General features: G+C 74.6%; 19 protein-coding genes and 1 tRNA gene. 13 read left to right on the forward strand and 7 right to left on the reverse strand.

Translation table 11 applies throughout. From position 1 onward, the window contains the following. Positions 1-50: 50 nt before the first annotated feature. Together LQ51_RS26055 and LQ51_RS26060 are read right to left on the reverse strand one after the other, a co-directional pair. On the reverse strand, positions 51-1,559 hold the full coding sequence (locus LQ51_RS26055) for an MFS transporter (RefSeq protein WP_156313232.1): 1,509 nt from the start codon (positions 1,557-1,559) through the stop codon (positions 51-53). Between the two features lie 42 nt (positions 1,560-1,601). Then, positions 1,602-1,838, reverse strand: a complete 237-nt coding sequence (locus LQ51_RS26060) for a sigma-70 family RNA polymerase sigma factor (RefSeq protein WP_046570178.1) — start codon at positions 1,836-1,838, stop codon at positions 1,602-1,604. A gap of 150 nt (positions 1,839-1,988) precedes the next feature. Here LQ51_RS26060 and LQ51_RS26065 point away from each other — a divergent pair, with 150 nt between their 5' ends. Continuing rightward, positions 1,989-3,143 carry a geranylgeranyl reductase family protein gene (locus LQ51_RS26065; protein ID WP_046570180.1) on the forward strand — a complete coding sequence of 385 codons (1,155 nt, stop codon included), beginning with the start codon at positions 1,989-1,991 and terminating at the stop codon, positions 3,141-3,143. Here LQ51_RS26065 and LQ51_RS26070 read toward each other — a convergent pair. Continuing rightward, positions 3,130-4,164: an NAD(P)-dependent alcohol dehydrogenase gene (locus tag LQ51_RS26070; RefSeq protein ID WP_046570182.1), complete on the reverse strand. Its 1,035-nt coding sequence runs from the start codon at positions 4,162-4,164 to the stop codon at positions 3,130-3,132. The genes LQ51_RS26065 and LQ51_RS26070 overlap by 14 nt on opposite strands. Before the next feature lie 77 nt (positions 4,165-4,241). On the opposite strand from LQ51_RS26070, the gene LQ51_RS26075 reads away from it, so the two are divergent. After that, positions 4,242-4,430, forward strand: a complete 189-nt coding sequence (locus tag LQ51_RS26075; RefSeq protein ID WP_231605889.1) for a hypothetical protein — start codon at positions 4,242-4,244, stop codon at positions 4,428-4,430. Between the two features lie 67 nt (positions 4,431-4,497). Here the strand turns inward: LQ51_RS26075 and LQ51_RS26080 are convergent, their stop codons facing one another. Continuing rightward, entirely contained in the window at positions 4,498-6,297 is a 1,800-nt protein-coding gene (locus tag LQ51_RS26080) for a bifunctional metallophosphatase/5'-nucleotidase (protein ID WP_046570186.1), read from the reverse strand. Positions 6,298-6,514: 217 nt separating this feature from the next. Here LQ51_RS26080 and LQ51_RS26085 point away from each other — a divergent pair, with 217 nt between their 5' ends. Further along, a complete protein-coding gene (locus tag LQ51_RS26085; RefSeq protein ID WP_046570188.1) occupies positions 6,515-7,417 on the forward strand; it encodes an SDR family oxidoreductase in 903 nt (300 codons plus the stop codon). Positions 7,418-7,835: 418 nt separating this feature from the next. Here the strand turns inward: LQ51_RS26085 and LQ51_RS26090 are convergent, their stop codons facing one another. Both LQ51_RS26090 and LQ51_RS26095 read right to left on the reverse strand, forming a co-directional pair. Continuing rightward, positions 7,836-8,489: a nucleotidyl transferase AbiEii/AbiGii toxin family protein gene (locus LQ51_RS26090; protein WP_046570189.1), complete on the reverse strand. Its 654-nt coding sequence runs from the start codon at positions 8,487-8,489 to the stop codon at positions 7,836-7,838. Further along, the gene (locus LQ51_RS26095) at positions 8,486-8,812 is read right to left on the reverse strand and encodes a hypothetical protein (RefSeq protein ID WP_046570191.1); all 327 of its coding nucleotides are present in this window, start codon (positions 8,810-8,812) and stop codon (positions 8,486-8,488) included. The genes LQ51_RS26090 and LQ51_RS26095 overlap by 4 nt, the downstream gene beginning before the upstream one ends. 401 nt (positions 8,813-9,213) lie before the next feature. On the opposite strand from LQ51_RS26095, the gene fdh reads away from it, so the two are divergent. From fdh to LQ51_RS32375, 10 genes are all read left to right on the forward strand, one after another. After that, positions 9,214-12,474: a formate dehydrogenase gene (gene fdh, locus LQ51_RS26105; RefSeq protein WP_255352255.1), complete on the forward strand. Its 3,261-nt coding sequence runs from the start codon at positions 9,214-9,216 to the stop codon at positions 12,472-12,474. After that, positions 12,474-13,517, forward strand: coding sequence for a 4Fe-4S dicluster domain-containing protein (locus LQ51_RS26110; protein ID WP_046570198.1), 1,044 nt, complete (start codon positions 12,474-12,476; stop codon positions 13,515-13,517). The genes fdh and LQ51_RS26110 overlap by 1 nt, the downstream gene beginning before the upstream one ends. A 212-nt stretch (positions 13,518-13,729) precedes the next feature. Continuing rightward, positions 13,730-14,707, forward strand: coding sequence for an NrfD/PsrC family molybdoenzyme membrane anchor subunit (gene nrfD, locus LQ51_RS26115; RefSeq protein ID WP_369799897.1), 978 nt, complete (start codon positions 13,730-13,732; stop codon positions 14,705-14,707). 42 nt (positions 14,708-14,749) lie between these two features. After that, positions 14,750-16,039 (forward strand): L-lactate MFS transporter, encoded by a 1,290-nt coding sequence (locus LQ51_RS26120; RefSeq protein ID WP_046570204.1) that lies wholly within the window; start codon positions 14,750-14,752, stop codon positions 16,037-16,039. Between the two features lie 59 nt (positions 16,040-16,098). Next, positions 16,099-16,194: transfer RNA gene (locus LQ51_RS33000), tRNA-Sec, on the forward strand. Positions 16,195-16,214: 20 nt separating this feature from the next. Further along, entirely contained in the window at positions 16,215-17,507 is a 1,293-nt protein-coding gene (gene selA / locus LQ51_RS26125; protein WP_046570206.1) for an L-seryl-tRNA(Sec) selenium transferase, read from the forward strand. A gap of 1 nt (position 17,508) precedes the next feature. Then, complete coding sequence (selB, locus tag LQ51_RS26130; RefSeq protein ID WP_046570208.1) at positions 17,509-19,272, forward strand: selenocysteine-specific translation elongation factor; 1,764 nt, start codon at positions 17,509-17,511, stop codon at positions 19,270-19,272. A gap of 100 nt (positions 19,273-19,372) precedes the next feature. Beyond that, positions 19,373-19,570, forward strand: coding sequence for a hypothetical protein (locus LQ51_RS26135; RefSeq protein ID WP_046570210.1), 198 nt, complete (start codon positions 19,373-19,375; stop codon positions 19,568-19,570). Beyond that, a complete protein-coding gene (locus tag LQ51_RS26140) occupies positions 19,570-20,847 on the forward strand; it encodes a hemolysin family protein (RefSeq protein WP_046570211.1) in 1,278 nt (425 codons plus the stop codon). Before LQ51_RS26135 ends, LQ51_RS26140 begins: the two co-directional genes overlap by 1 nt. 69 nt (positions 20,848-20,916) lie before the next feature. Further along, positions 20,917-21,102 (forward strand): hypothetical protein, encoded by a 186-nt coding sequence (locus tag LQ51_RS32375; protein WP_082159654.1) that lies wholly within the window; start codon positions 20,917-20,919, stop codon positions 21,100-21,102. Positions 21,103-21,246: 144 nt separating this feature from the next. Here LQ51_RS32375 and LQ51_RS26145 read toward each other — a convergent pair whose 3' ends face one another. Further along, positions 21,247-21,903, reverse strand: coding sequence for a hypothetical protein (locus LQ51_RS26145; RefSeq protein ID WP_046570213.1), 657 nt, complete (start codon positions 21,901-21,903; stop codon positions 21,247-21,249). Between the last annotated feature and the right edge of the window lie 123 nt (positions 21,904-22,026).

Genomic DNA, 22,026 nt, shown 5'->3' on the forward strand with positions numbered 1-22,026 from the left:
CCGCAGCCAGCACGAAGCCGCAACCAGCACGAAGCCGCAACCAGACCCGCTCAGGACCCCGCCGCCGACGGCCCCGCAGCAGCCCGTCCCGCCCGCCGCCCCCCGGCGATGTCGAGGATCGCGGCCACCAGCGCCAGCGCGATGATCCCGGCGGCCAGCAGCAATGCGTGCCGGAACGCGGTCGCCCAGTCGCCCCGGGTGTCGGCGAGGGTGGAGAAGAAGAGCGCCCCCACCCCCGCGATCCCGGCGGCGGAGCCGATCCGCTGTCCGGTCTGGAGCATGCCGGCGCCGCTGCCTGCCTGCGGGACCGGCACCTCGGACAGGGCGAGGGTCTGGTTCGGCGCGATGACCAGGCCGCTGCCGAGGCCGGCCAGCAGCAGCGGCAGGGCGGTACGCAGGCCGACCGACTGGTGCGGTTCGCCGCGCAGCACCCAGAACGTGGCGAGCAGGCCGGCCACGACGACGAGCAGGCCGGTGGCGACCAGCGGCCGGCCCAGCCGGGTGACCACCCGGCCGCCGACGGCGGAGGCGGCCGCCGAGCCGAGCGCGAACGGGGTGATGGCCAGGCCGGCGGCGAGCGCGCTGTAGCCGAGGCCGACCTGCAGGTAGAGGGTGTAGATGAAGAAGATCGCGGTGAAGCCGGCGAAGTAGACCAGGCCGATCAGCGATCCGAGGGTGTACGACTGCAGCGCGAACAGCCGCAGGTCGAACAGGGGTGGGCGGTGCCGGGCGTACCAGCGCTCCCAGGCGGCGAAGGCAGCCAGGAAGGCCAGCCCGATCGGGATGAGGATCCACTTCCACGGGGTCTGCCACTGTTCCCGCTGCACCAGCGGCAGCAGCACCAGGGTCACGCCGATGCCGAGCAGCAGCACGCCGACGGGGTCGAGGCGGTGCCGGTCGGGTTGCCCGGTGGGCCGGCCGGGCAGCAGCCGCCAGCCGAGCAGGACGGCGACGATGCCGACCGGGATGTTGACGAAGAAGACCCAGCGCCAGCCGTGCTCCTCGCCGCCGAGCTGGATGAGCAGCCCGCCGAGCAGCGGGCCGACGGCGGTGGAGATGCCGATGGTGGCGCCGAGCAGGCCGAACGCGCGCCCCCGTTCGGCGCCCCGGAACAGCTGCTGGATGACGCCGCTGACCTGGGGGTTGACGATGCCGGCGGCGGCGCCCTGGACGAGCCGGGCGATCACCAGCCATTCCGGGGAGCGGGCCAGGCCGGCCAGCGCGCTGGTCACCGTGAACAGCGTCACCCCCACCACGAAGCCGATCCGTCGGCCCCGGGCGTCGCCGAAGCGGCCGGCGGGCACCAGCACCAGGCCGAAGGTGAGGGCGTACCCGGACAGCACCCATTGCAGGTCGCTGGGGGTGGCGTGGAGCGCCCGGTCGATCGAGGGCACGGCGACGTTGACGATGCTGACGTCAAGCAGCGTCATGAACGCGGCGACGAGGCCGACGCCGAGTGCCTGCCAGCGCCGCCGGCCGTCGTACCCGGCGGGTAGGTCCGCCGGCGTCGACGACCGGTCCGCGCTCACCGTGCTCTCCGGGGACCGTCGATCACGCATCCCCGATCGCTACCCGGCGGCCCGTGGGGCAAACCGGGCGGATCACGCCGGCTGGCGGGCGCACCAGCGGGGACCGAAGTCCAGGCCGGCCATCGGGGAGTCCTCCCGGTGCAGCAGGCCCCGCTCGGTGAGCTGGTGCAGCGGTTCGCGCAGCTCCTCCTCGGACATTCCGGTCTCTTCGGCGATCGTGTCGGGGTAGGGGACGTGGCCCCGCACCTCCAGGGCGGCCACCGCCTGGTAGACCCGTTCCTCGACCGCGGACAGCCGTACCTGTGGCATCTTTCCCTCCTCGGGGTGATCCGCCCGACCGGCGGGCGGTCTGCGCCCGGCGGTTACCCCTCCGGCGTCCGATGATGCCCACCCGTTCGCGGGATCCGCCCGGCGCGGCGCGCCGGGCGTTCCGGCCGGCCGTTGCCCTAGGCTGCATCAGTGATCATCTGGGATCTCGTCGTCGTCGGCGGTGGGCCCGCCGGCCTCTCCGCCGCCCATGCCGCGGCCCGCGCCGGTGTCCGCACCCTGGTGGTCGAGCGGGCCACCCATCCGCGCTACAAGACCTGCGGCGGTGGCCTGATCGGGACGTCGCTGGCCGAGGTGGCCGGTCGGATGGAGGTGCCCGCCGACGACCACGTCGACCGGGTCACGGTCACCCGGGACGGGGGACGCGCCTTCACCCGCCGGCACTCCGGTCCGTTGCTGGCCATGGTGCGCCGGGAGGAGTTCGACGACCGGTTGCGGGTGGCCGCGATCGCCGCCGGGGCCGAGGTCCGCGAGGGCGTGGCGGTCCGCGCGGTCGAGCAGGACCCCGACGGGGTACGCGTGCGACTGGCCGACGGGAACGTGCTGCGGGCCCGGGCGGTGATCGGCGCGGACGGCTCCTCCGGGGTGACCGCCCGGCACGTCGGGGTCACCTTCCGCCAGGTCGACCTGGGGCTGGAGCTGGAGTTGCCGGTGCCCCGCGCCGAGCAGGACCGCTGGCGTGGCCGGGTGCTGCTGGACTGGGGGCCGGTCCCCGGGTCGTACGCGTGGGTCTTCCCCAAGAACGACCGGCTCACCGTCGGCGTCATCGCGGCCCGGGGCGAGGGCGAGCGGACCCGGGCCTACCTGCGGGACTTCGTCGCCCGGCTGGGCCTGTCCGGGGTCACCCCGGAGCACGACTCGGGCCACCTGACCCGGTGCCGCGCCGACGACGCGCCGCTGCGCCGGGACCGGGTGCTGGTGGCCGGTGACGCGGCGGGTCTGCTGGAGCCGTGGAGCCGGGAGGGGATCAGCTACGCGTTGCGTTCCGGGCGGCTGGCCGGCGAGGCGGTCGCGGGCGGCGACCTGGCGGCCTACGAGCGGGAGGTGCACCGCCAGTTGGTGCCGGCGATGCGGGCGGGACACCGGCTGCTGGCGGTCTTCGAGCGGCGGCCCGACGTGTTCCATGCCCTGCTGGCCAGCCCGCCGGGCTGGCGGATGTTCGTCCGGTTCTGCCACGGCCGGACCAGCTTCGAGCGGACCCTCGCCCGCTGGCCGGTCCGGGCCGGCCTGGCCCTGGTGGACCGGCTTCCGCCGTGGCGGCCCGGCCCCGGTCTCAGGGCACGATGACCGCCCGGCCGTGGATCTCGCCGCGGCGCAGCAGGTCGTACGCCTCCGGCGCCTCGGCCAGCGGGAAGGTCTGCACGTCGGCGCGGAGCACGCCGTCGCGGGCCAGTGCGATCACCTCGCGCAGTTCGGCGCGGGTGCCCCAGAACGGCACCTCGACGCTGGTCTCCAGCGGCAGGGTGGGTGGCTCGTCGGCGACCGGGCGGACCGGCAGCGTGCCGCCCGCGAGACCGACCAGCAGCACCTGGCCGCCGGTGGCGACGACCTGCCGGGCGGTGGTCAGGGTGGGGTCGGCCCCCACGAAGTCGAGCACCACGTCCGCCCCGTCGGGCGGCGAGCCGACCAGCGCCCGGATCCGGTCGACGCTGTCCGGCCCGGCCTGCACCACGTCGTGCGCGCCGAGCCGGGCGGCCAGGTCCAGCGCGGCGACGCTGGTGTCGACCGCGACGATCCGCACCGCGGTGGTCGCCACGAGCAGCTGCACCGCCATGTGCCCCAGCCCGCCGATCCCGATCACCACACAGGTCGTTCCCGGTCGCAGGTTCTCCCGGGCCAGCTCGATCGCGTGGTACGGGGTGAGCCCCGCGTCGGTCAGCGGGGCCGCCTGGGTGAGGTCCAGGTCGCCCACGCGCAGCAGCCGGGAGGCGGGCACCGCCACGTACTCGGCGAGCCCGCCGTCACGGCTGAGCCCGATACCGCCGACCGGGACCACGCGGCACTGGTTCTCGTTGCCGCGCAGGCAGGCCCGGCAGTGGCCGCAACCGATGATCCCGTACACCGCGGCCCGGTCGCCGGGGGACCAGCCGGACACGCCGTCGCCGAGCGTGTCCACGGTGCCGGCGATCTCGTGGCCGAGCGTCATCGGGGTGGGGAAGAGCCCGGCCGGCGCGTCGAGGATGTGCAGGTCGGAGTGGCAGGCGCCGACCGCGCCGACGCGTACCAGCACCTCGCCGGGGCCGGGGGTCGGGGTGGGCACCTCCACCTGTTCCAGCACCCCGGGAGCGGTCAACCGTACCGCGCGCATCGTTCGCCTCCACCTCGTCGACGGTCCGGCGCGCTTACCCCTCCCGCCGGCGTTGATGCGGGCGCACAATGTCGGTCATGAGCGAGCCGACGGAATCGTTCACGGACGAGGAGTACGCGTTCCTGCGGCATGTGCGTTTCGGTGAGCTGCCGCCCGCGGTCCGTCCCGAGGAGCGGGTGGCGTTGACCGAGACGGATCCGCGCCGGGACCGCCCGGAACCGGCCGGCGACCCCGAGGAGTGGACGCTGCGGCACGGGGCCGGCTGAAGCCCGTGCCGGAGACGGCCGACGGGCCCCGGGTGCGGCACCCGGAGCCCGTCGACGGTGGTGGGGATCAGAAGACCGGTACGCCGTCGCGGACCAGCTTCCAGTTCGGCACGTAGAAGTCCTTCGGCCGGATCTCGCCCTTGGCCTGCGCCCAGTCGATCAGCAGCTGGCGGATCTCCTGCTGCTGGTTGTAGACCTGGGTCTTCACGATGCCGGGGAAGTTGCCGCCACCGCTGCGCCGGTAGTTGTTCACCGCGACCACGAACTGCGCGTCGGCGGCGACCGGGGTGTCGGTGCCCGGCAGGACCAGGCGGGTGATCCGCTGGCCGACCGGCTTGGCGATGTCGATGTCGTAGTCGAGCCCGGAGATGACGTCGTAGTTGTAGTCCGGGACGTTGGGGTCGTTGATGTTCGCCAGGTCGATGATCTGGCCGGCGGCCCACGTCTTGAAGTACTTCGCCGAGTACTCCAGGTACGCCTTCACCTCGGCGCCGGTCATCACGACCGCCTCCAGGGTGTTGTCGTAGACGTACAGTCCGGCCACGTCCCGGATCCGTACGTCGCCGGCCGGGAAGACCGCGGTCCGGCTGAACGGCGAGGCCTGCGACAGCACCGGCAGGTCGGCGTACGCGGTGCCGGCGAGCGCCGCGGCGACCACCTCGGCCTGGACGTGGTTGATGAAGTCCAGGATCGGGGTGTCCTTGTACCGCGACTCGACGGTGGACAGCTCCTCGAGGGACCGGGCCACCACCGTGTTGACGTACCCCACGGTCTTGGCGTGCTGGCCGCGCACGGCCGCGAGCACCGCCGGGTCCTCGACCACCGTGTTGGTGTTCAGGGTGGTGGCCGACTTGGCGACCACCTGCCAGCGGCCCTTGACCCGGGTCAGCGTGAAGTCCATCCGGGTGAGGCGCTGGCCCCACTTGGACGGCTCCGAGGTGAGCACCTGCGCGCCGGTGGCCTTGTTCGTGACGAACTTCTCCGGCACCTCGTTGTGGGCGTGGCCGAAGAGGATCGCGTCGATGCCCGGGACCTGCTCGGCGATCAGCGCGACCGGGTTCTCGTTCGGCAGCTCCGGGCCGTAGCTGGAGGTGCCGCTGTCGCCGCCGTGCGCGGAGATGATGACCAGGTCGGCGCCGCGCTCGCGGATGACCGGCACCCATTTGGCGGCGGTGGCGACCATGTCGGCGAAGACGAGCCTGCCCTCGACGTTGGCGCGGTCCCAGATGGCCACGCCCGGGTTGGTCAGGCCGAGGATGCCGACCTTCAGCTTGGGCGCGCCGTGCCCGCCGAGCCGGACCTCCTTGATCACGTACGGCAGGAAGGCCGGCTTGCCGGTCTTCTCGTTGATCGCGTTGGCGGCCAGCGCCGGGAAGCCGAGCTGGTCGATCCAGGTGGCCAGCAGCGGCAGGCCGTAGTTGAACTCGTGGTTGCCGAGGGTGACCGCGTCGTACCTGAGCACGTTCATGGCGTTGGCCATCGGGTGCGTCTCACCGGTGCTGGTGATCGGCTCCTGCTTGGCGTAGTAGGTGGCCAGCGGGGTGCCCTGGATGGTGTCGCCGGCGTCCAGCACCAGGGTGGCCTTGCCCGTGCGCTCCGCGCGGATCTGGTTGACCAGGGTGGCCAGCTTGGCGACGCCGACGTCGTTCTGCTTGCTGTCGTCGTATTCGGCGTCGCGGTAGTAGTCCCAGTTGTAGACGTTGCCGTGGGTGTCCGAGGTGCCCAGGACGGTCAGGTCCCAGGTCTTCGGCTCCTTGGCCGTCGCCCCGGCGGCCTGGGCGGGAGCGCCGGCGAGCAGGGGCGCGGTCGCGGCGGCGGCCGCGACGGCCAGCACCTGACGGCGCGAGGCGCCGGAGGAGGAGGTCATGACGTGCCTTTCCATGGGGGTGGATGCGCCTCGTGGGCGCCGTTGCGCACCATAACGACCGCGGGGTCACCGGCGCCACCTCGCCCCGAGGTGTTTCACTGCACCAGCGCCGGCGGGCCACCGGGCGTAACACGTCGGTCGCAGGCCGGTCGTTTCCCGGCCCGGCCCGGGGGTAGGGCCAGTCCCGACGCACCGCAGCGAGGCGAAGGAGACCCCGGTGAGCGAGGACCAGTACACCCGGCAGGACCCCACCGAGCAGTACGGCCAGCAGCAGGGCCAGCCGCCGCAGCAGCAGTCCGCGCCCGGCTCCGAGCAGGAGATGGGCCCGAAACCGGACCACGGCGAGGAGTCGTACCGGGGCAGCGACCGGCTCTCCGGCAAGCGCGCGGTCATCACCGGCGGTGACTCGGGGATCGGCCGGGCGGTCGCCATCGCCTACGCTCGGGAGGGCGCCGACGTGCTCATCTCCTACCTGGGCGACGAGGAGGAGGCCGACGCGCGGGAGACGGTGAGCATCGTCGAGCAGGCCGGCCGCAAGGGCGTCGCGGTCCGCTGCGACGTGCGGGAGGAGGCGAACTGCCGGAACCTGATCGACCGGGCCCTGGCCGACCTGGGCGGCATTGACATCCTGGTCAACAACGCCGCGTTCCAGATGTCGCAGGACGAGGGCCTCGCGGGGATCAGCACCGAGCAGTTCGACCGGGTCTTCAAGACCAACGTGTACGCCATGTTCTGGCTCTGCAGGCTGGCGCTGCCGCACCTCAAGGACGGGTCGACCATCATCAACACCACCTCGGTCCAGGCGTTCAACCCGTCGCCGCAGCTGCTGGACTACGCCACCACCAAGGCGGCCATCGCCAACTTCACCAAGGCCCTCGCGCTGGATCTGGCCGACCGGGGCATCCGGGTCAACGCGGTGGCGCCTGGCCCGATCTGGACCCCGCTGATCCCCGCCACCATGCCGACGGAGAAGGTGAAGCAGTTCGGCACCGACACCCCGCTAGGCCGCCCCGGCCAGCCCGCCGAGCTGGCCCCCGCGTACGTCTTCTTCGCCTCCCAGGAGTCCAGCTACGTCACCGGGGAGATCCTCGGCGTCACCGGCGGCAAGCTCACCCGGTGAGCCCGCCGGGCCGGCGGGCGCGGGGAGACGGGCGGGAGGGGTCGCACCGGGTTTTCGCTCGGCCCGCCCGTCAGGGGCGACACGGAGCATCGCGAGATCGCACCACTTTTCGGCGATATGCCTCTGCGGCATGAATATGTCGCAGGGGCATATCGCTGTCGAGTGCACGTCCTGCCGGATCCGCCGGAGACCGGGCGGCGGAACGTCGTGGCGGCCGCTCCCAGGCCGGCGGCCGAGCTTCTCCCGGCGGGCCGCGTGGCCGCCGGATGTGGACCGGCCGCCTGGCCGCCGGTCGTGGGCCGGCCGCCCGGAGGTTGGGCGAGCGCCGGCGGCCTGGCGGCTGGTCGTGCGCCGGCCTCGGGCGGCTGGGGCGTGGGTAACGCCGCTGGACGGTAGCTCCGGCCGGCCGGGCCGCACGTCAGCGGGGCCAGCTCGCCATCCGGCGGCGCACCTCGGCGATCCGGGCGGCGTCCAGGCCGTACCGGGTGAACCGGCGGTCCGGGACCGTGTCCAGGTAGCGGCCCGCCGCCCGGACGTCCTCGAGGTCCAGCGCCGGGTCCACCTGGCGGGCCAGCTCCAGCAGCTCCGCCACCGCGTACCGGTCCAGGGCCGCGGAGACGTCGATGTAGTCGCGTACCTCCCGCCGGTTGACCAGGGCGGCGGTCTTGTTGGCGATCAGGTCGCGGACGTCCATCACCGGGCCGAGGTCCATCACCACCGGGCTGCGGTACCGGTCGAGCCGGGCCAGGCTGAGCCGGATCTGCCGGCCGTCCCGGCTGACCACGAAGTCCCGCATGTCCCGGTCGAAGCCGTCGAAGAGCTCGCCCAGTTCGCTGTCCGGGTCGGCGTCCACCACCTGGTAGCCGGCCCGCTCCAGGGCCGCCCGCACGCCGGCCGCCGCCGCGGCGGCGGCCCCCTCCACGTCGGCGAACAGGTCCACGTCCTCGGTGGGGCGGGTGACCAGGCCGTGCGCCGCCCAGGCCACCCCGCCGCCGAGCACGAAGCGGTGCGGACCGGCGGCGGCCAGCGCCACCCGGGCCACCTCGCGGTAGAAGTCGTGCAGGTGGGTCACGCGGTACGCAGACCCCGGTGCCGGCTCTCCCAGGCCAGCCGGACGCCCCGGGGCAGGTTCAGCCGCCGCCACACCCGGCGCAGCGTCCGGGCGTTGACCAGGGTCCGCAGGTCGTCGACCCGGGTGGTCTCGCGCAGCACGTTCTCATACATCCAGAGCAGGTCGTCCGGGTCGGCCAGGTCGAAGACCCGCTCGCTGCTCCACATCAGCCGTACCGGCAGCTCCACGACGCCGCGGGTCGGGCCGGTCAGCTCGGCCAGGGTGCGGGGCACCACGGCGGGACGCCCGGGACGGGCGAGGTGCGCGCTGGTGACGGCCGGCATGGTGTCAGGGTAACCCCTGTCCGTCGTTTTCCCGCCGCACGTCGGGCGCCGTGACCGCCGTCACCGGACGCCAGCGGAAGAGGAACGGACCCCGTACCGTTGTGCAGAGCGTCGGTGTGACCAGTGTCCCCGGGCCTCACCTAATTTGCCTTCGCGGAATACCGTCCGGCTGGAGCCGCGTCGCGCCACTCGCCGAGAGGCGACCTGCACACCGACGCCCAGCGGCGCCCCGGCCATCCGGCCGGGGCGCCGCTGTTTCGGCAGTGGAACACCCCGGCGGGCCGCGTGCCCCGGCCGGCCGCGCTGGGTCGAGGGAGGTATCGCCGCTCGGGTCGCGGGCGGGCCGGCGCTGGCCTAGGGTGCGAATGTCAGCTTCCGCAGCCGGGAGGGGGTGTTCCGGGATGGGTGTGAAGACCTTCATCCAGGGGTGGCCGGTCTACCGGCAGCTCACCGGCACCGACCCGCTCGGCCGGGGCGCGGCGGCGCAGTCGGCCCGCTCGGCGGCCCTGACCGCGCGCACCGAGACCGCCGACCACATGGCCCGCTCGGTCTGTCCGTACTGCGCGGTGGGCTGCGGGCAGCGGGTCTTCGTCAAGGACGGCCAGGTCACCCAGATCGAGGGCGACCCGGACAGCCCGATCTCCCGCGGCCGGCTCTGCCCGAAGGGCTCGGCCAGCAAGAACCTGGTCACCAGCCCGCTGCGGCAGACCACGGTCCGCTACCGCCGGCCGTACGCGACCGAGTGGGAGGATCTCGACCTCGACACGGCGCTGGACATGATCGCCGACCGGGTGATCGCGGCCCGCGAGGCCACCTGGGAGGACGCCGACGAGGACGGGCGGCCGCTCAACCGCACCCTGGGCATCGCCAGCCTGGGCGGCGCCACGCTGGACAACGAAGAGAACTACCTGATCAAGAAGCTCTTCACGGCGCTCGGCGCACTACAGATCGAGAACCAGGCGCGGATTTGACACTCCGCCACCGTCCCCGGTCTGGGGACCAGCTTCGGTCGCGGTGGCGCGACGGTCTTCCAGCAGGATGTCGCCAACGCTGACGTCGTCATCATCCAGGGCTCGAACATGGCCGAGGCCCACCCGGTGGGCTTCCAGTGGGTGATGGAGGCCAAGCTGCGGGGGGCGAAGGTCTTCCACGTCGACCCCCGGTTCACCCGCACCAGCGCGCTGGCCGACACGTACCTGCCGATCCGGGCCGGCACCGACATCGCGCTGCTGGGCGGCATCGTGCACTACATCCTGGACAACCAGCTGGACTTCCGGGAGTACGTGCTGGCGTACACCAACGCCGCGACGATCGTGAGCGAGGAGTTCGCCGACACCGAGGACCTGGACGGCTTCTTCTCCGGCTACGACCCGGGCACGGAGGCGTACAACCAGCGCAGCTGGCAGTACGCCGGCCAGGAGGACACCACCGGCTACCGGGCCGCCCACGAGGAGCGGGACGTGGCGGCGGGCCTGCGCCACGAGTCGCACGGCATCCCGGTCGGCGGTCAGGTGCAGCGGGACGAGACGTTGCAGCACCCGCGCTGCGTCTACCAGCTCCTCAGGCGGCACTTCGCCCGCTACACCCCGGAGATGGTGGAGCGGACCTGCGGCATCCCGCGGGAGAAGTTCCTGGAGCTGGCCCGCGCCTGGACGGAGAACTCCGGCCGGGAGCGCACCGGGGTGCTGATCTACTCGGTGGGCTGGACCCAGCACAGCGTGGGCGTGCAGTACATCCGCACCGGCGCGATCATCCAGTTGCTGCTGGGCAACATGGGCCGACCGGGTGGCGGGGTGCTGGCCCTGCGCGGGCACGCCAGCATCCAGGGTTCCACCGACATTCCGACGCTGTTCAACCTGCTGCCCGGCTACCTGCCGATGCCGCACTGCACGCACCACACGACGTTCACCGACTGGGTGGACGCCATCCGGCACCCCGGGCAGAAGGGCTTCTGGTCCGGTGCGCGGGCGTTCGGGGCGAGCCTGCTCAAGGCGTACTGGGGGGACGCGGCCACGCCGGAGAACGACTTCTGCTACGGCTACTTGCCCCGGATGACCGGCGACCACGGGACGTACCAGACGGTGCTGAACATGATCGACGGCAAGGTGAAGGGCTACTTCCTGCTCGGCCAGAACCCGGCGGTCGGTTCGGCGCACGGCAAGGCGCAGCGGCTGGGCATGGCCAACCTGGACTGGCTGGTCGTCCGCGACCTGTTCATGATCGAGAGCGCGACGTTCTGGCAGAACAGCCCCGAGGTGGAGACCGGCGAGATCGTGCCGGAGGAGTGCCGGACCGAGGTCTTCTTCATTCCTGCGGCCTCGCATGTGGAGAAGGAGGGCACCTTCACCCAGACCCAGCGGCTGCTGCAGTGGCGGGAGAAAGCGCTCGACCCGCCGGCGGACGCCCGCTCCGAGCTGTGGTTCTTCTTCCACCTCGGGCGGATCATCCGGGAGAAGCTGGCCGCCTCGGACCGGCACCGGGACCGCCCGGTGCTCGACCTCGCCTGGGACTATCCCACGCACGGCGAGCACGCCGAGCCGAGCGCGGAGGCCGTGCTGAAGGAGATCAACGGGTACGAGGTGGCCACCGGCCGCCCGCTGTCGGCGTTCACCGAGGCCAAGGACGACGGCTCCACCGTGGTCGGCTGCTGGATCTACACCGGCGTGTACGCCGACGGCGTCAACCAGGCCGCCCGGCGCAAGTCCCGGCACGACCAGGACTGGGTGGCCGCCGAGTGGGGCTGGGCCTGGCCGGCCAACCGCCGAATCCTCTACAACCGCGCCTCCGCCGACCCGGACGGCCGGCCGTGGAGCGAGCGGAAGAAGTACGTGTGGTGGGACGCCGACCGGGCCGAGTGGACCGGCTACGACGTGCCGGACTTCGAGAAGACGAAGCCGCCCACGTACCGGCCGCCGGAGGGGGCCAGCGGCGTGCAGGGGCTGGCCGGCGACGACGCCTTCATCATGCAGGGCGACGGTAAGGGCTGGCTGTACGTGCCCAGCGGGCTGCAGGACGGGCCGATGCCGACGCACTACGAGCCGGCCGAGTCGCCGATCCGCAATCCGCTGTACGGGCAGCAGGCCAACCCGACCCGCAAGGTTTACGGGCATCCCGTGAACTCCGTCAACCCGAGCCCGCCGCAGTCGCACACCGACGTCTTCCCGTACGTGTTCACGGTCAGCCGGCTCACCGAGCACCACACGGCCGGCGGGATGAGCCGGATGGTGTCGCGGCTGGCGGAGCTGCAGCCGGAGATGTTCGTCGAGGTTTCCCCGGAGCTGGCGGGCGAGCTCGGCCTGGACCACCTCGGTTGGGCGCACCTGATCAGCGGCCGGGCGGCGATCGAGGCCCGGGTGCTGGTCACCGACCGGCTCACCCCGCTGCGTCTGGACGGGCGGGTGGTGCACCAGGTGTGGCTGCCGTACCACTTCGGCCGGGAGGGCATCGTCACCGGCGACTCGGTCAACGACCTGTTCGGCATCACCCTGGACCCGAACGTGCTGATCCAGGAGAGCAAGGTCGGCACCTGCGACATCCGGCCGGGCCGCCGCCCGACCGGGGCGGCCCTGCTGGCGCTGGTGGACGACTACCGGCGCCGGGCCGGGCTGACCGGGGGCCGCCCGCCGATCGTCACCACCGACGCACCCGAACGGGAGGGCTGATGATCGAGGCCAACAGCCTGTCCGGCCCGCTCGACCCGGCGCCGGAGGCCGGCTGGGTGGACGCCCCGCCGCGGCTGGGCTTCTTCACCGACACCAGCGTCTGCATCGGCTGCAAGGCCTGCGAGGTCGCCTGCAAGGAGTGGAACGGCGTCCCGGACTCGGGCTTCGACCTGCTCGGCATGTCCTACGACAACACCGGCGCGCTGACCGCCAACTCGTGGCGGCACGTCGCCTTCGTCGAGCAGCCCCGCCCGGCCGGGCACCGGACCGCGCCGTTCGCGGGCAACCCGACCGGCGAGGCGGTCAGCCCGGCGAGCGCCGCCGTGGCCGCCGGGACCGCGGCGGACACCGGTACCACCCCCGGCATGCCCGCCGGTCAGCCGGCGGCCGCCGCGCGGATGGCCGGCGGCCCCGAGTTCCTCGGCATGCCCGGAGCGCAGCCGCCCGGCCGGGGCACCGGCCCCGAGTCGCGCACCGACTTCCGCTGGCTGATGATGTCGGACGTCTGCAAGCACTGCACCCATGCCGCGTGCCTGGACGTCTGCCCGACCGGCTCGCTGTTCCGCACCGAGTTCGGCACCGTGGTGGTGCAGGAGGACATCTGCAACGGCTGCGGCTACTGCATCTCCGCCTGCCCGTACGGGGTGATCGACCAGCGCAAGGGCGACGGCCGGGCGTGGAAGTGCACGCTCTGCTACGACCGGCTCGGCGCCGGGCAGACCCCCGCCTGCGCGCAGGCCTGCCCGACCGAGTCCATCCAGTTCGGCCCGGTGGACGAGCTGCGGGAACGCGCCGCGCAGCGGGTCGCCGCGCTGCACGAGCGGGGGGTGCCGGAGGCCCGGCTGTACGGCCACGACCCCACCGACGGCGTGGGCGGCGACGGCGCGTTCTTCCTGCTGCTCGACGAGCCCGAGGTGTACGGCCTGCCGCCGGACCCGGTGGTGACCACCCGCGACCTGCCGAAGATGTGGAAGCGGGCCGGGCTGGCCGCGCTGGCCATGGCGGCGGCGGCCGTCGCCGCGTTCGTGGGAGGGTCGTCGTGAGCCCGGACCGTCCGGTGGGTGAGCTGTTCCGCCGCTTCCGGGAGCGGCTGGCCGTCGCCGGCCCGGACCGGCTCGGCGGCCCGGGCCGGCACACCGGCCAAGGTGCGAAGGTGACGCCGGCTCCCGGCCCGGTCCTGGCCCAGCAGCGCCACACCGGGCAACCGGCCGACCCGTCCCGCCGGCGCCGAGGTGGCCGAGGTGGCGGGGAGCAGGTGAACGTGCCGCCGGCCGAGTTCACCTCCTACTACGGCCGCCCGGTCCTCAAGGCGCCGGTGTGGAAGTGGGACATCGCCGCGTACCTGTTCACCGGCGGCCTGGCGGCCGGGTCGTCGCTGCTGGCGGCGGGCGGCCAGCTCACCGGGCGGCCGGCGTTGCGCCGCGCCGGCCGGGTCACCGCCCTGGCGGCGGTCAGCGCCAGCACCTACTTCCTCATCCACGACCTCGGCCGGCCGAGCCGCTTCCACCATATGCTGCGGGTGGCGAAGCTGACCTCGCCGATGTCGGTGGGCACCTGGATCCTCGCCGCCTTCGGGCCGGCCGCCGGCGTCGCGGCGGTCGCCGAGGCCGCCCCGCTGCTGCCCGAGCGGGGGCTGCTCGGGCTGGGCCGCCGGCTGCTGCCGCCGGCCGGGCAGGCCGCCGGGTTGGCCGCGGCGGTGACCGCGCCGGCCCTGGCCACGTACACCGGGGTGCTGCTGGCCGACACGGCGGTGCCGTCGTGGCACGAGGCGTACCCGGAACTGCCGGCCATCTTCGCCGGCAGCGCCCTGGCCAGCGGCGCCGGGGTGGGGCTGATCGCCGCGCCGACCACCCAGGCCGGCCCGGCGCGGCGGATGGCGGTGGCGGGCGCGGCCCTGGAGCTGTGGGGCTCGCACCGGGTGGAGAACCGGCTCGGTCTGCTCAGCGAGCCCTACGCCGTCGGCACCGCCGGCCGGCTGCTGCGCGCCGGCCGGTCGCTGACCGCGGCCGGGCTGGCCGGCGCGCTGATGGGCCGGCGCAGCCGGGTGCTGTCCGCCCTCTCCGGCGGCGCGCTGCTGGCCGCGTCGGTCTGCACCCGGTTCGGCATCTTCCACGGCGGGGTCGCCTCGGCGCGGGACCCGAAGTACACGGTGGTGCCGCAGCGGGAACGGGTGCGGGAACGGGACAGCCAGGATCCACACAGCGGGTCGGGCGCCGGCCCCGGCGGGGGATAGCCGGGAGGGCGCCGGGCCCATGAGCCGACGGGGGTACCGCTCATGGCCACAACAGCCGCGAACCCGCGGGGGAATCGACCACCGACCCGGGGCCGTTGGGGGCTCGTGGTCGCGGCCGTGCTGGTCCAGCTCGCGTTGGGCGCCGTCTACGCCTGGAGCGTGTTCAACAAGCCGCTGCAGGCCGAGTTCGGGTGGAGCAAGGCCGAGGTGGTGCTGCCGTTCGAGGTGGCCATCGGGACCATCTTCATCGGCAGCCTGATCGGCGGGCGCATCCAGGACCGGCGGGGGCCGCGGCCGGTGGCGCTGGGCGGCGGGATCCTCTACGCGGTGGGGACCATGCTCGCCTCGCTGGTGTCCTCGGGCGACCAGCTGTGGCTGCTGCTGCTCACCTACGGCGTGCTCGGCGGCATCGGGCTCGGCGCCGCGTACATCACCCCGATCGCCATGCTCAGCAAGTGGTTCCCCGACCGGCGTGGCCTGATCACCGGCATCGCGGTGGCCGGCTTCGGGTTCGGCGCGGTGATCACCGCGCCGGTGGCGAAGGCGTTGCTGGCCGGCACCGACCACAAGACCAGCGTCTTCCTGCCGCTCGGCATCGCCTACCTGGTGGCGGTGCTGCTGGGCGCGTCGTTCTTCCGGGACCCGCCGGCCGGCTACCAGGTGCCGGGCTACACCCCGGCGGTCGGCGGCCGGGCGGTGGCCGGCACCCGGGTCTACCGGTTCGGCGAGGCGCTGCGGACCCGGCAGTGGTACCTGCTCACGCTGATCCTCACCCTCAACGTGACCTGCGGCATCGCGCTGATCTCGCAGGCCGCCGACGCGGCCCAGGCGGTCGCCGGGGTGAGTGCCGCGACCGCCGCCGGCCTGGTCGGCGTTCTCGGCCTGTTCAACGGCGGCGGGCGGGTGGCCTGGGCGTGGCTGTCCGACCGGATCGGCCGGATGCCCGCGTTCATCGGCATGCTCGCGCTGCAGGGCGTCTGCTTCCTGATCCTGCCGCACGCATCCGCGTTCTGGCTCTTCGCCGTCCTCGCGGCGCTGGTCTACCTGGCCTACGGCGGCGGCTTCGGCACCATGCCGGCGACGGCCGCCGACTACTTCGGCACCCCGAACGCCGGCGCCATCTACGGGGCGATGATCGTGGCGTGGAGCATCGGCGGCGTGGTGGGTCCACTGTTGACCGCGCTGCTCTACGACGCCAGCGGCAAGAGCTACACCCTGCCCTTCACGGTGATCGGCATCCTCGCCTTCGTCGCGCTGGTGCTCCCGCCGGTCACCCGCCTGCCCACCGCCGCCGGCGACCCGCGACCGCACTTCCAGACTCCCGGGCCCTGATCGGGGCGGGTCCGGTCCTCTCCGGGCGGCCGGAGTTCGCATGTGGTTAAGTGCGGGGTGGAGGCGTTCAGGCGGCTGGTGCCCCTCCCGGTCTTCAAAACCGGTGTGGTCCGGGACCCGGGCCAGGCGGGTTCGATTCCCGTCCGTCTCCGCCAAACCGTTCCTGGGAGACCCGATGCGTGACGTCGACCCGCGGCGGCGCGTGCCGCGCACCGACGCGCTGCTCGCCGACCCCGGGCTGGCCGCCGCCGTCGACACGCTCGGCCGCGACCGGGTCAAGGCCGCGGTCGTCGCCGCCCAGCAGCGGGCCCGCCGCGGTGAGATCAGCCCCGACGAGGTACGCGACGCCGCGCTGGCCGGGCTGCCGGCGCCGGCTCCCCGGGCCGTGCTCAACGCCACCGGCGTCGTGCTGCACACCAACCTGGGCCGGGCCGCGCTGTCGGCCGCCGCCGTCGAGGCGCTCGTCGCCGCGGCCGGGCACACCGATGTGGAGCTGGACCTGCGCACCGGGCGGCGGGCCCGGCGCGGCCGGGACGCCCTCGACGCGCTCGCCGCCGCGGTGCCCGCCGCCGCGGCCGTGCACGTGGTGAACAACGGCGCGGCCGCGCTGGTCCTGGCGGCCACCGCCCTGGCCGCCGGCCGGGAGATCGTGGTCAGCCGCGGCGAGCTGGTGGAGATCGGCGACGGCTTCCGCCTGCCCGACCTGCTGGCCAGCACCGGAGCGCGGCTGCGCGAGGTGGGCACCACCAACCGCACCGCGCGCGCCGACTACGCCGCCGCCGTCGGCCCGCGGACCGGCTTCGTGCTCAAGGTGCACCCGTCGAACTTCGTGGTCAGCGGTTTCACCTCCGCCGTGGGCGTTCGCGAGCTGGCCACCCTCGGCGTGCCGGTGGTGGTGGACATCGGCTCGGGGCTGCTCGCCCCCGACCCGCTGCTGCCCGACGAGCCGGACGCCGCCAGCACCCTGCGCGCCGGCGCCCACCTGGTCACCGCCAGCGGCGACAAGCTGCTCGGCGGCCCGCAGGCCGGCCTGCTGCTCGGCGACGCCGACCTGGTGGAGCGGCTGCGCCGGCACCCCCTGGCGCGGGCGGTGCGGGTCGACAAGCTCACCCTGGCCGCGCTCGCGGCCACCCTGCACGGACCGGGTACGCCCACCGGCGAGGCGCTGCACGCCGACCCGGCGATGCTGCGCGAGCGCACCGAGCGGCTGCGCGACCGGCTCGGCGAGGACGGCTGCAAGGCCGAGGTGGTGCCTAGCGCCGCGGTCGTCGGTGGCGGCGGGGCGCCCGGGGTAGCGCTGGACTCGTGGGCGTTGAGCCTGCCCGAGCGGTACGCCGAGGCGCTGCGCACCGGCGTCCCGCCGATCCTGGGCCGGGTGCTGCACGGCCGGCTCCTGCTCGACCTGCGCTGCGTGCCGGCCGACGCGGACGAGCGGGTCCGGACCGCGATCCTGCGGGTCGGTGGTTGACGTGTGGGTGGTGGCCACCGCCGGGCACGTCGACCACGGCAAGTCCACCCTGGTGCGGGCGCTGACCGGGATGGAGCCGGACCGGTGGGCGGAGGAACGCCGCCGGGGCATGACGATCGACCTCGGGTTCGCCTGGACCACCCTGCCCTCGGGCGGCACGGTCGCCTTCGTCGACGTGCCGGGCCACGAACGGTTCGTGCCGAACATGCTCGCCGGCGTCGGCCCGGTCCCGGCCGCGCTGGTGGTGGTCGCCGCCGACGAGGGGTGGATGCCGCAGTCCGCCGAGCACCTGGCCGCGCTGGACGCGCTCGGGGTGTCGTACGGGCTGCTCGCGGTGACCCGCGCGGACCTGGCCGATCCGGGCCCGGCGCTGGCCCGGGCCCGCGCGGAGATCGCGGCCAGCTCGCTCGGCGAGGTGGAGGCCGTGGCGGTCAGCGGGGCCACCGGAGCCGGCCTGCCGGAGCTGCGCGCCGCCCTGGACCGGCTGGGCGCCCGGCTGCCCGACCCGGTGCCGGACGCGCCGGTGCGGCTCTGGGTGGACCGCTCGTTCACCATCCGGGGCAGCGGCACGGTGGTCACCGGCACCCTCGGCGGCGGCCGGGTGCGCGTCGGTGACCAGTTGGAGCTGGCCGCCGCCGGCGAGCCGGTGCGGGTCCGGGGCCTGCACGCGCTCAACAGCGCCCGGGACGAGGTGGGCGCGGTGTCCCGGGTGGCGGTGAACCTGCGCGGGGTGCCCCGGGACCGGGTGGCCCGCGGCGACGCCCTGCTCACCCCGGGCCGGTTCCACCGCACCGACCTGGTCGACGTGCGCCTGGCGGGTGATCCGGCCGCCGACCTGCCGGCGAGCCTGACCCTGCACGTCGGGTCGGCCGCCGTGCCGGCGCGGGTCCGGCCGCTCGGGCCGGACACCGTACGGCTGCGGCTGGCCCGCCCGTTGCCGCTGCTCATCGGCGACCGGGCGGCGCTGCGCGACCCAGGCCGGCGGCACGTCGCCGGCGGGGTGACGGTGCTGGACGTGGATCCGCCGCCGCTGCGCCGGCGCGGCGCCGCCGCCGCCCGGGCCGAGGTGCTCGCCGGCCTGGACGGCCGCCCCGACCTGGCCGGCGAGCTGCGCCGCCGACGCCTGGTGCGGGCCGGCGCGCTGACCCGGATGGGGGTGCCGGTCACGGTGACCCCGGTGGTGGGGGACTGGCTGGCCGACCCCGGGCACTGGCGGGACCTCGGGGTGCGGCTCGCCGCGGAGGTGGCCCGGTACGCCCGCGCGCACCCGCTGGAGGCGGGCGTGCCGGTGGACGTGCTGCGCCGGCGCCTCGACCTGCCGGAGCGGGCCCTGGTGGAGGCGCTGGTCCGGCCGCCGCTGCGGGTGCGGGCCGGCCGGGTCAGCGCCGCCCCGGTCGACGCGCTGCCCGAACCGGTCGCCCGCGCGGTCGAGCGGGTCCGCGCCGAGTACGGCGACCGCCCGTTCCTCGCCCCGGAGGCGCACCACCTGGCCGACCTGGGCCTCGGCCCCCGGGAGATCGGCGCCGCCGTGCGGGCCGGCGCCCTGCTCCGGCTCGCCGACAACGTGGTGTTGCTGCCCGGTGCCCTCGACGACGCGGTCCGGGTGCTGGCCCGGCTGCCGCAGCCGTTCACCCTGAGCGCCGCCCGGCAGGCGCTGGCGACCACCCGGCGGGTGGCCGTGCCGCTGCTGGAGCTGCTGGACCGTCGCGGCGCCACCCGCCGGCTGCCGGACGACGCCCGCGAGGTGGTCGCCCCGCCCGGCTGACCGGCCGGGGCGGCTGGGCCAAGCGGCAAGGCTGACCGGCCGGGCGCGGCGGCTGCGCCAAGCGGCACCGGCGTGGCGTGCGGTCACCTACCGTGACGGCATGGACCCTTCCGCGGTCTGGCGGGACAGACAGCACCGGTGGCGGATCGAGGCCTACCGGGCACCGGACCTGCGGTTCGCCATCTTCGCCACGAACGGCACGACCGAGTCGGCGCCGCTGTGGCTGTTCGGGATGTCCGCGCTGGCCCGGTGGCTGATGACCCACGCGATCTCACTCGACGACCTGGAGACCGACTGATGGCCGGGCAGCTGGCCCTGGTGGCGGTGCTGGTGCTGGTCAACGCGGCGCTCTCCGGTGCCGAGATGGCGCTGGTGACGTTGCGCGAGGGGCAGCTGCGCCGGCTGGGCCGTACCGGCCGGGCCGGCGCGGTGCTGGCCCGGCTGTCCCGGGAACCGAACCGCTACCTGGCCACCATCCAGCTCGGCATCACGCTGGCGGGTTTCCTCGCCTCGGCGGCCGCCGCGGTGTCGCTGGCGCAGCCGCTGGTCGGGCCGCTGGGCTTTCTCGGCGGGGCGGCCCACCCGGTCGCCGTGGTGCTGGTGACCGTGGTGCTGACCTTCGTCACCCTGGTCGTCGGCGAGCTGGCCCCGAAACGGCTGGCCATGCAGTCGGCGGAACGGTGGGCGCTGCTCAGCGCCGGGCCGCTGGATCTGCTGGCCCGGCTGTCCCGCCCCGCGGTGTGGCTGCTCAGCAGGGCCACCGACCTGCTGGTCCGGCTGGCCGGCGGGGACCCGCGGGCCAGCCGGCAGGAGGTCACCGAGGAGGAGTTGCGGGAGATGCTGGTCGGTCAGCGCGGGCTGTCGGCGCAGCAGCGGGAGATCCTGTCCGGGGCGTTCGACATCGCCGGGCGCACGCTGCGGGAGATCCTGGTGACCCGCCGCGACGTGACGGTGCTGGACGCGTCCCTGCCGGCGACGGAGGCGATGCGCCGGCTGGTGGCGGTGGGCCGGTCCCGGGCGCCGGTGACCGGCCCTGGCGGCCTGGACGACGTGCGCGGGGTGGTGCACATCCGGGACCTGGTGGACGCCGACGGGTCCACCGTGGGTGAGCGGGCCCGCCCCCCGGTGCTGCTGCCGGGCACCCTGCCGGTCGCCGACGCCATGCGTCACCTGCGGCAGCGCCACGAGCAGCTGGCCCTGGTCGTCGACGAGTACGGCGGCATCGACGGCCTGGTCACCCTGGAGGACCTGCTCGAGGAGGTGGTCGGCGAGCTGTACGACGAGGCCGACCGAGACGTCCGGCAGGCGGTCCGCGAGCCGGACGGGGCGCTGCTGCTCCCCGGCGACTTCCCGCTGCACGACCTGCCCGAGGCGGGGGTGCGGCTGACCTTCCCGCTGTCCCGTGAGTACACCACCGTCGCCGGCCTGGTCCTGGCCGGCCTGGGCCGGATCCCCACCGGCCCGGGGGAGACGGTGCGGTTACCCGGGCTCAGCGCGGAGGTGGTGGAGGTGGCCGACCGGGCGATCCGCCGGGTCCGCCTGCGCGGTCCCGCCGTCGGCTGCCCGATGGGATGACCCACCCGGCCGGGGGAATCCGCCGCGAAACGGCCCGAACCGGCGGGTAACGGTCGTACCGTCCGGGACGTGAGGGACCGAGGAATGCGGACGTTCATCGCGGTGCTCGCCGGGCTGGCGGTCATCTACTTCGGGGCCACCGGCCACCGCTCCAGCGGGGGAGAGGGCGGCGGCGTCTCCGGAGGCGTGGTGCTGCTGGCCCTGCTCGCCGCCGCGCTGGCCTGGAACCTGACCAAGCCCGGCCCGGCCAAGTAGCGCACCGGAGCGGCCTCGAGCGGCCGACGTGGCACCGGTCCGGGCAGGAAGCGGTCGATCGCGCGCGGTGCCGGCATTACAGCATGACCCGCTTCGGCCGGTCCCCGGACGGCGCCGACGTGGCGGGCCGCGGGTGCCGGCGGGCTACCGGGCCGCGGCGGCGCTGCGGCTGACCTCCCCGGCCGACTCCTCGCCCAGCGCCACCCGTACCAGCGCCGACGCCAGGCGACCGAAGTCCGCCTCGCGGACCAGCCCGGCCAGGCTTCCCGGGTTGGCCGGCAGGCCCAGCCGCCGCGCCCCGGCCAGGGCCCGCCGGTCCGCGTACGGACGCACGTCGGGCCAGACGGACTGGACCTCGCGCAGGAAGATGTCCGCGCCGGTGGGGCCGATGCCGGGGAACTCGGTGAGCAGCCGGCGCAGCACCGCCCGGTCGCCGTCGGACTCCTTGTGCATCCGGCGCAGGTCGCCGTGCCAGCGGTCCAGGCAGAGCCGGGCGCCGGTGCCGAGCATGGTGGCGGTCCGCTCGTCGTAGCGCCGGTAGTGGCCGCGACCCAGCGCGTCCACCCGGTCCTGCCAGGCCGCCGCCTCCATGGCCTGCGGGGTGCGGTAGCCGGCGGCGAAGAGCTCGCGCGCCGCGGCCAGCGCCACCGAGGCCCGGATCCGGGTGCTCAGCAGGGTGGTCAGCACCAGCAGCTGGTACAGCGGGGCGGGCCGGTCGGCCAGCGAGATCCCGGCCTCCTCGGCGTACGTGCGGCCCTGCCGGTCCAGCAGCACCCGCGCCACGTTCCGATCGTCTGGCATCCGCTGGGGGTACCCGCCCCGGTCCGGACCAGACGCCCCCGGGCCGGGCCCGAATGCGCCGGGCGGCGGCGGGTACGCAGACCGGGTGCGCGGCCCACGCCGTGCGCGCCACCGGAAGGAGAG

It is taken from the genome of Micromonospora sp. HK10 (assembly GCF_000982955.1).
In the GTDB taxonomy this organism is placed as follows: domain Bacteria; phylum Actinomycetota; class Actinomycetes; order Mycobacteriales; family Micromonosporaceae; genus Micromonospora.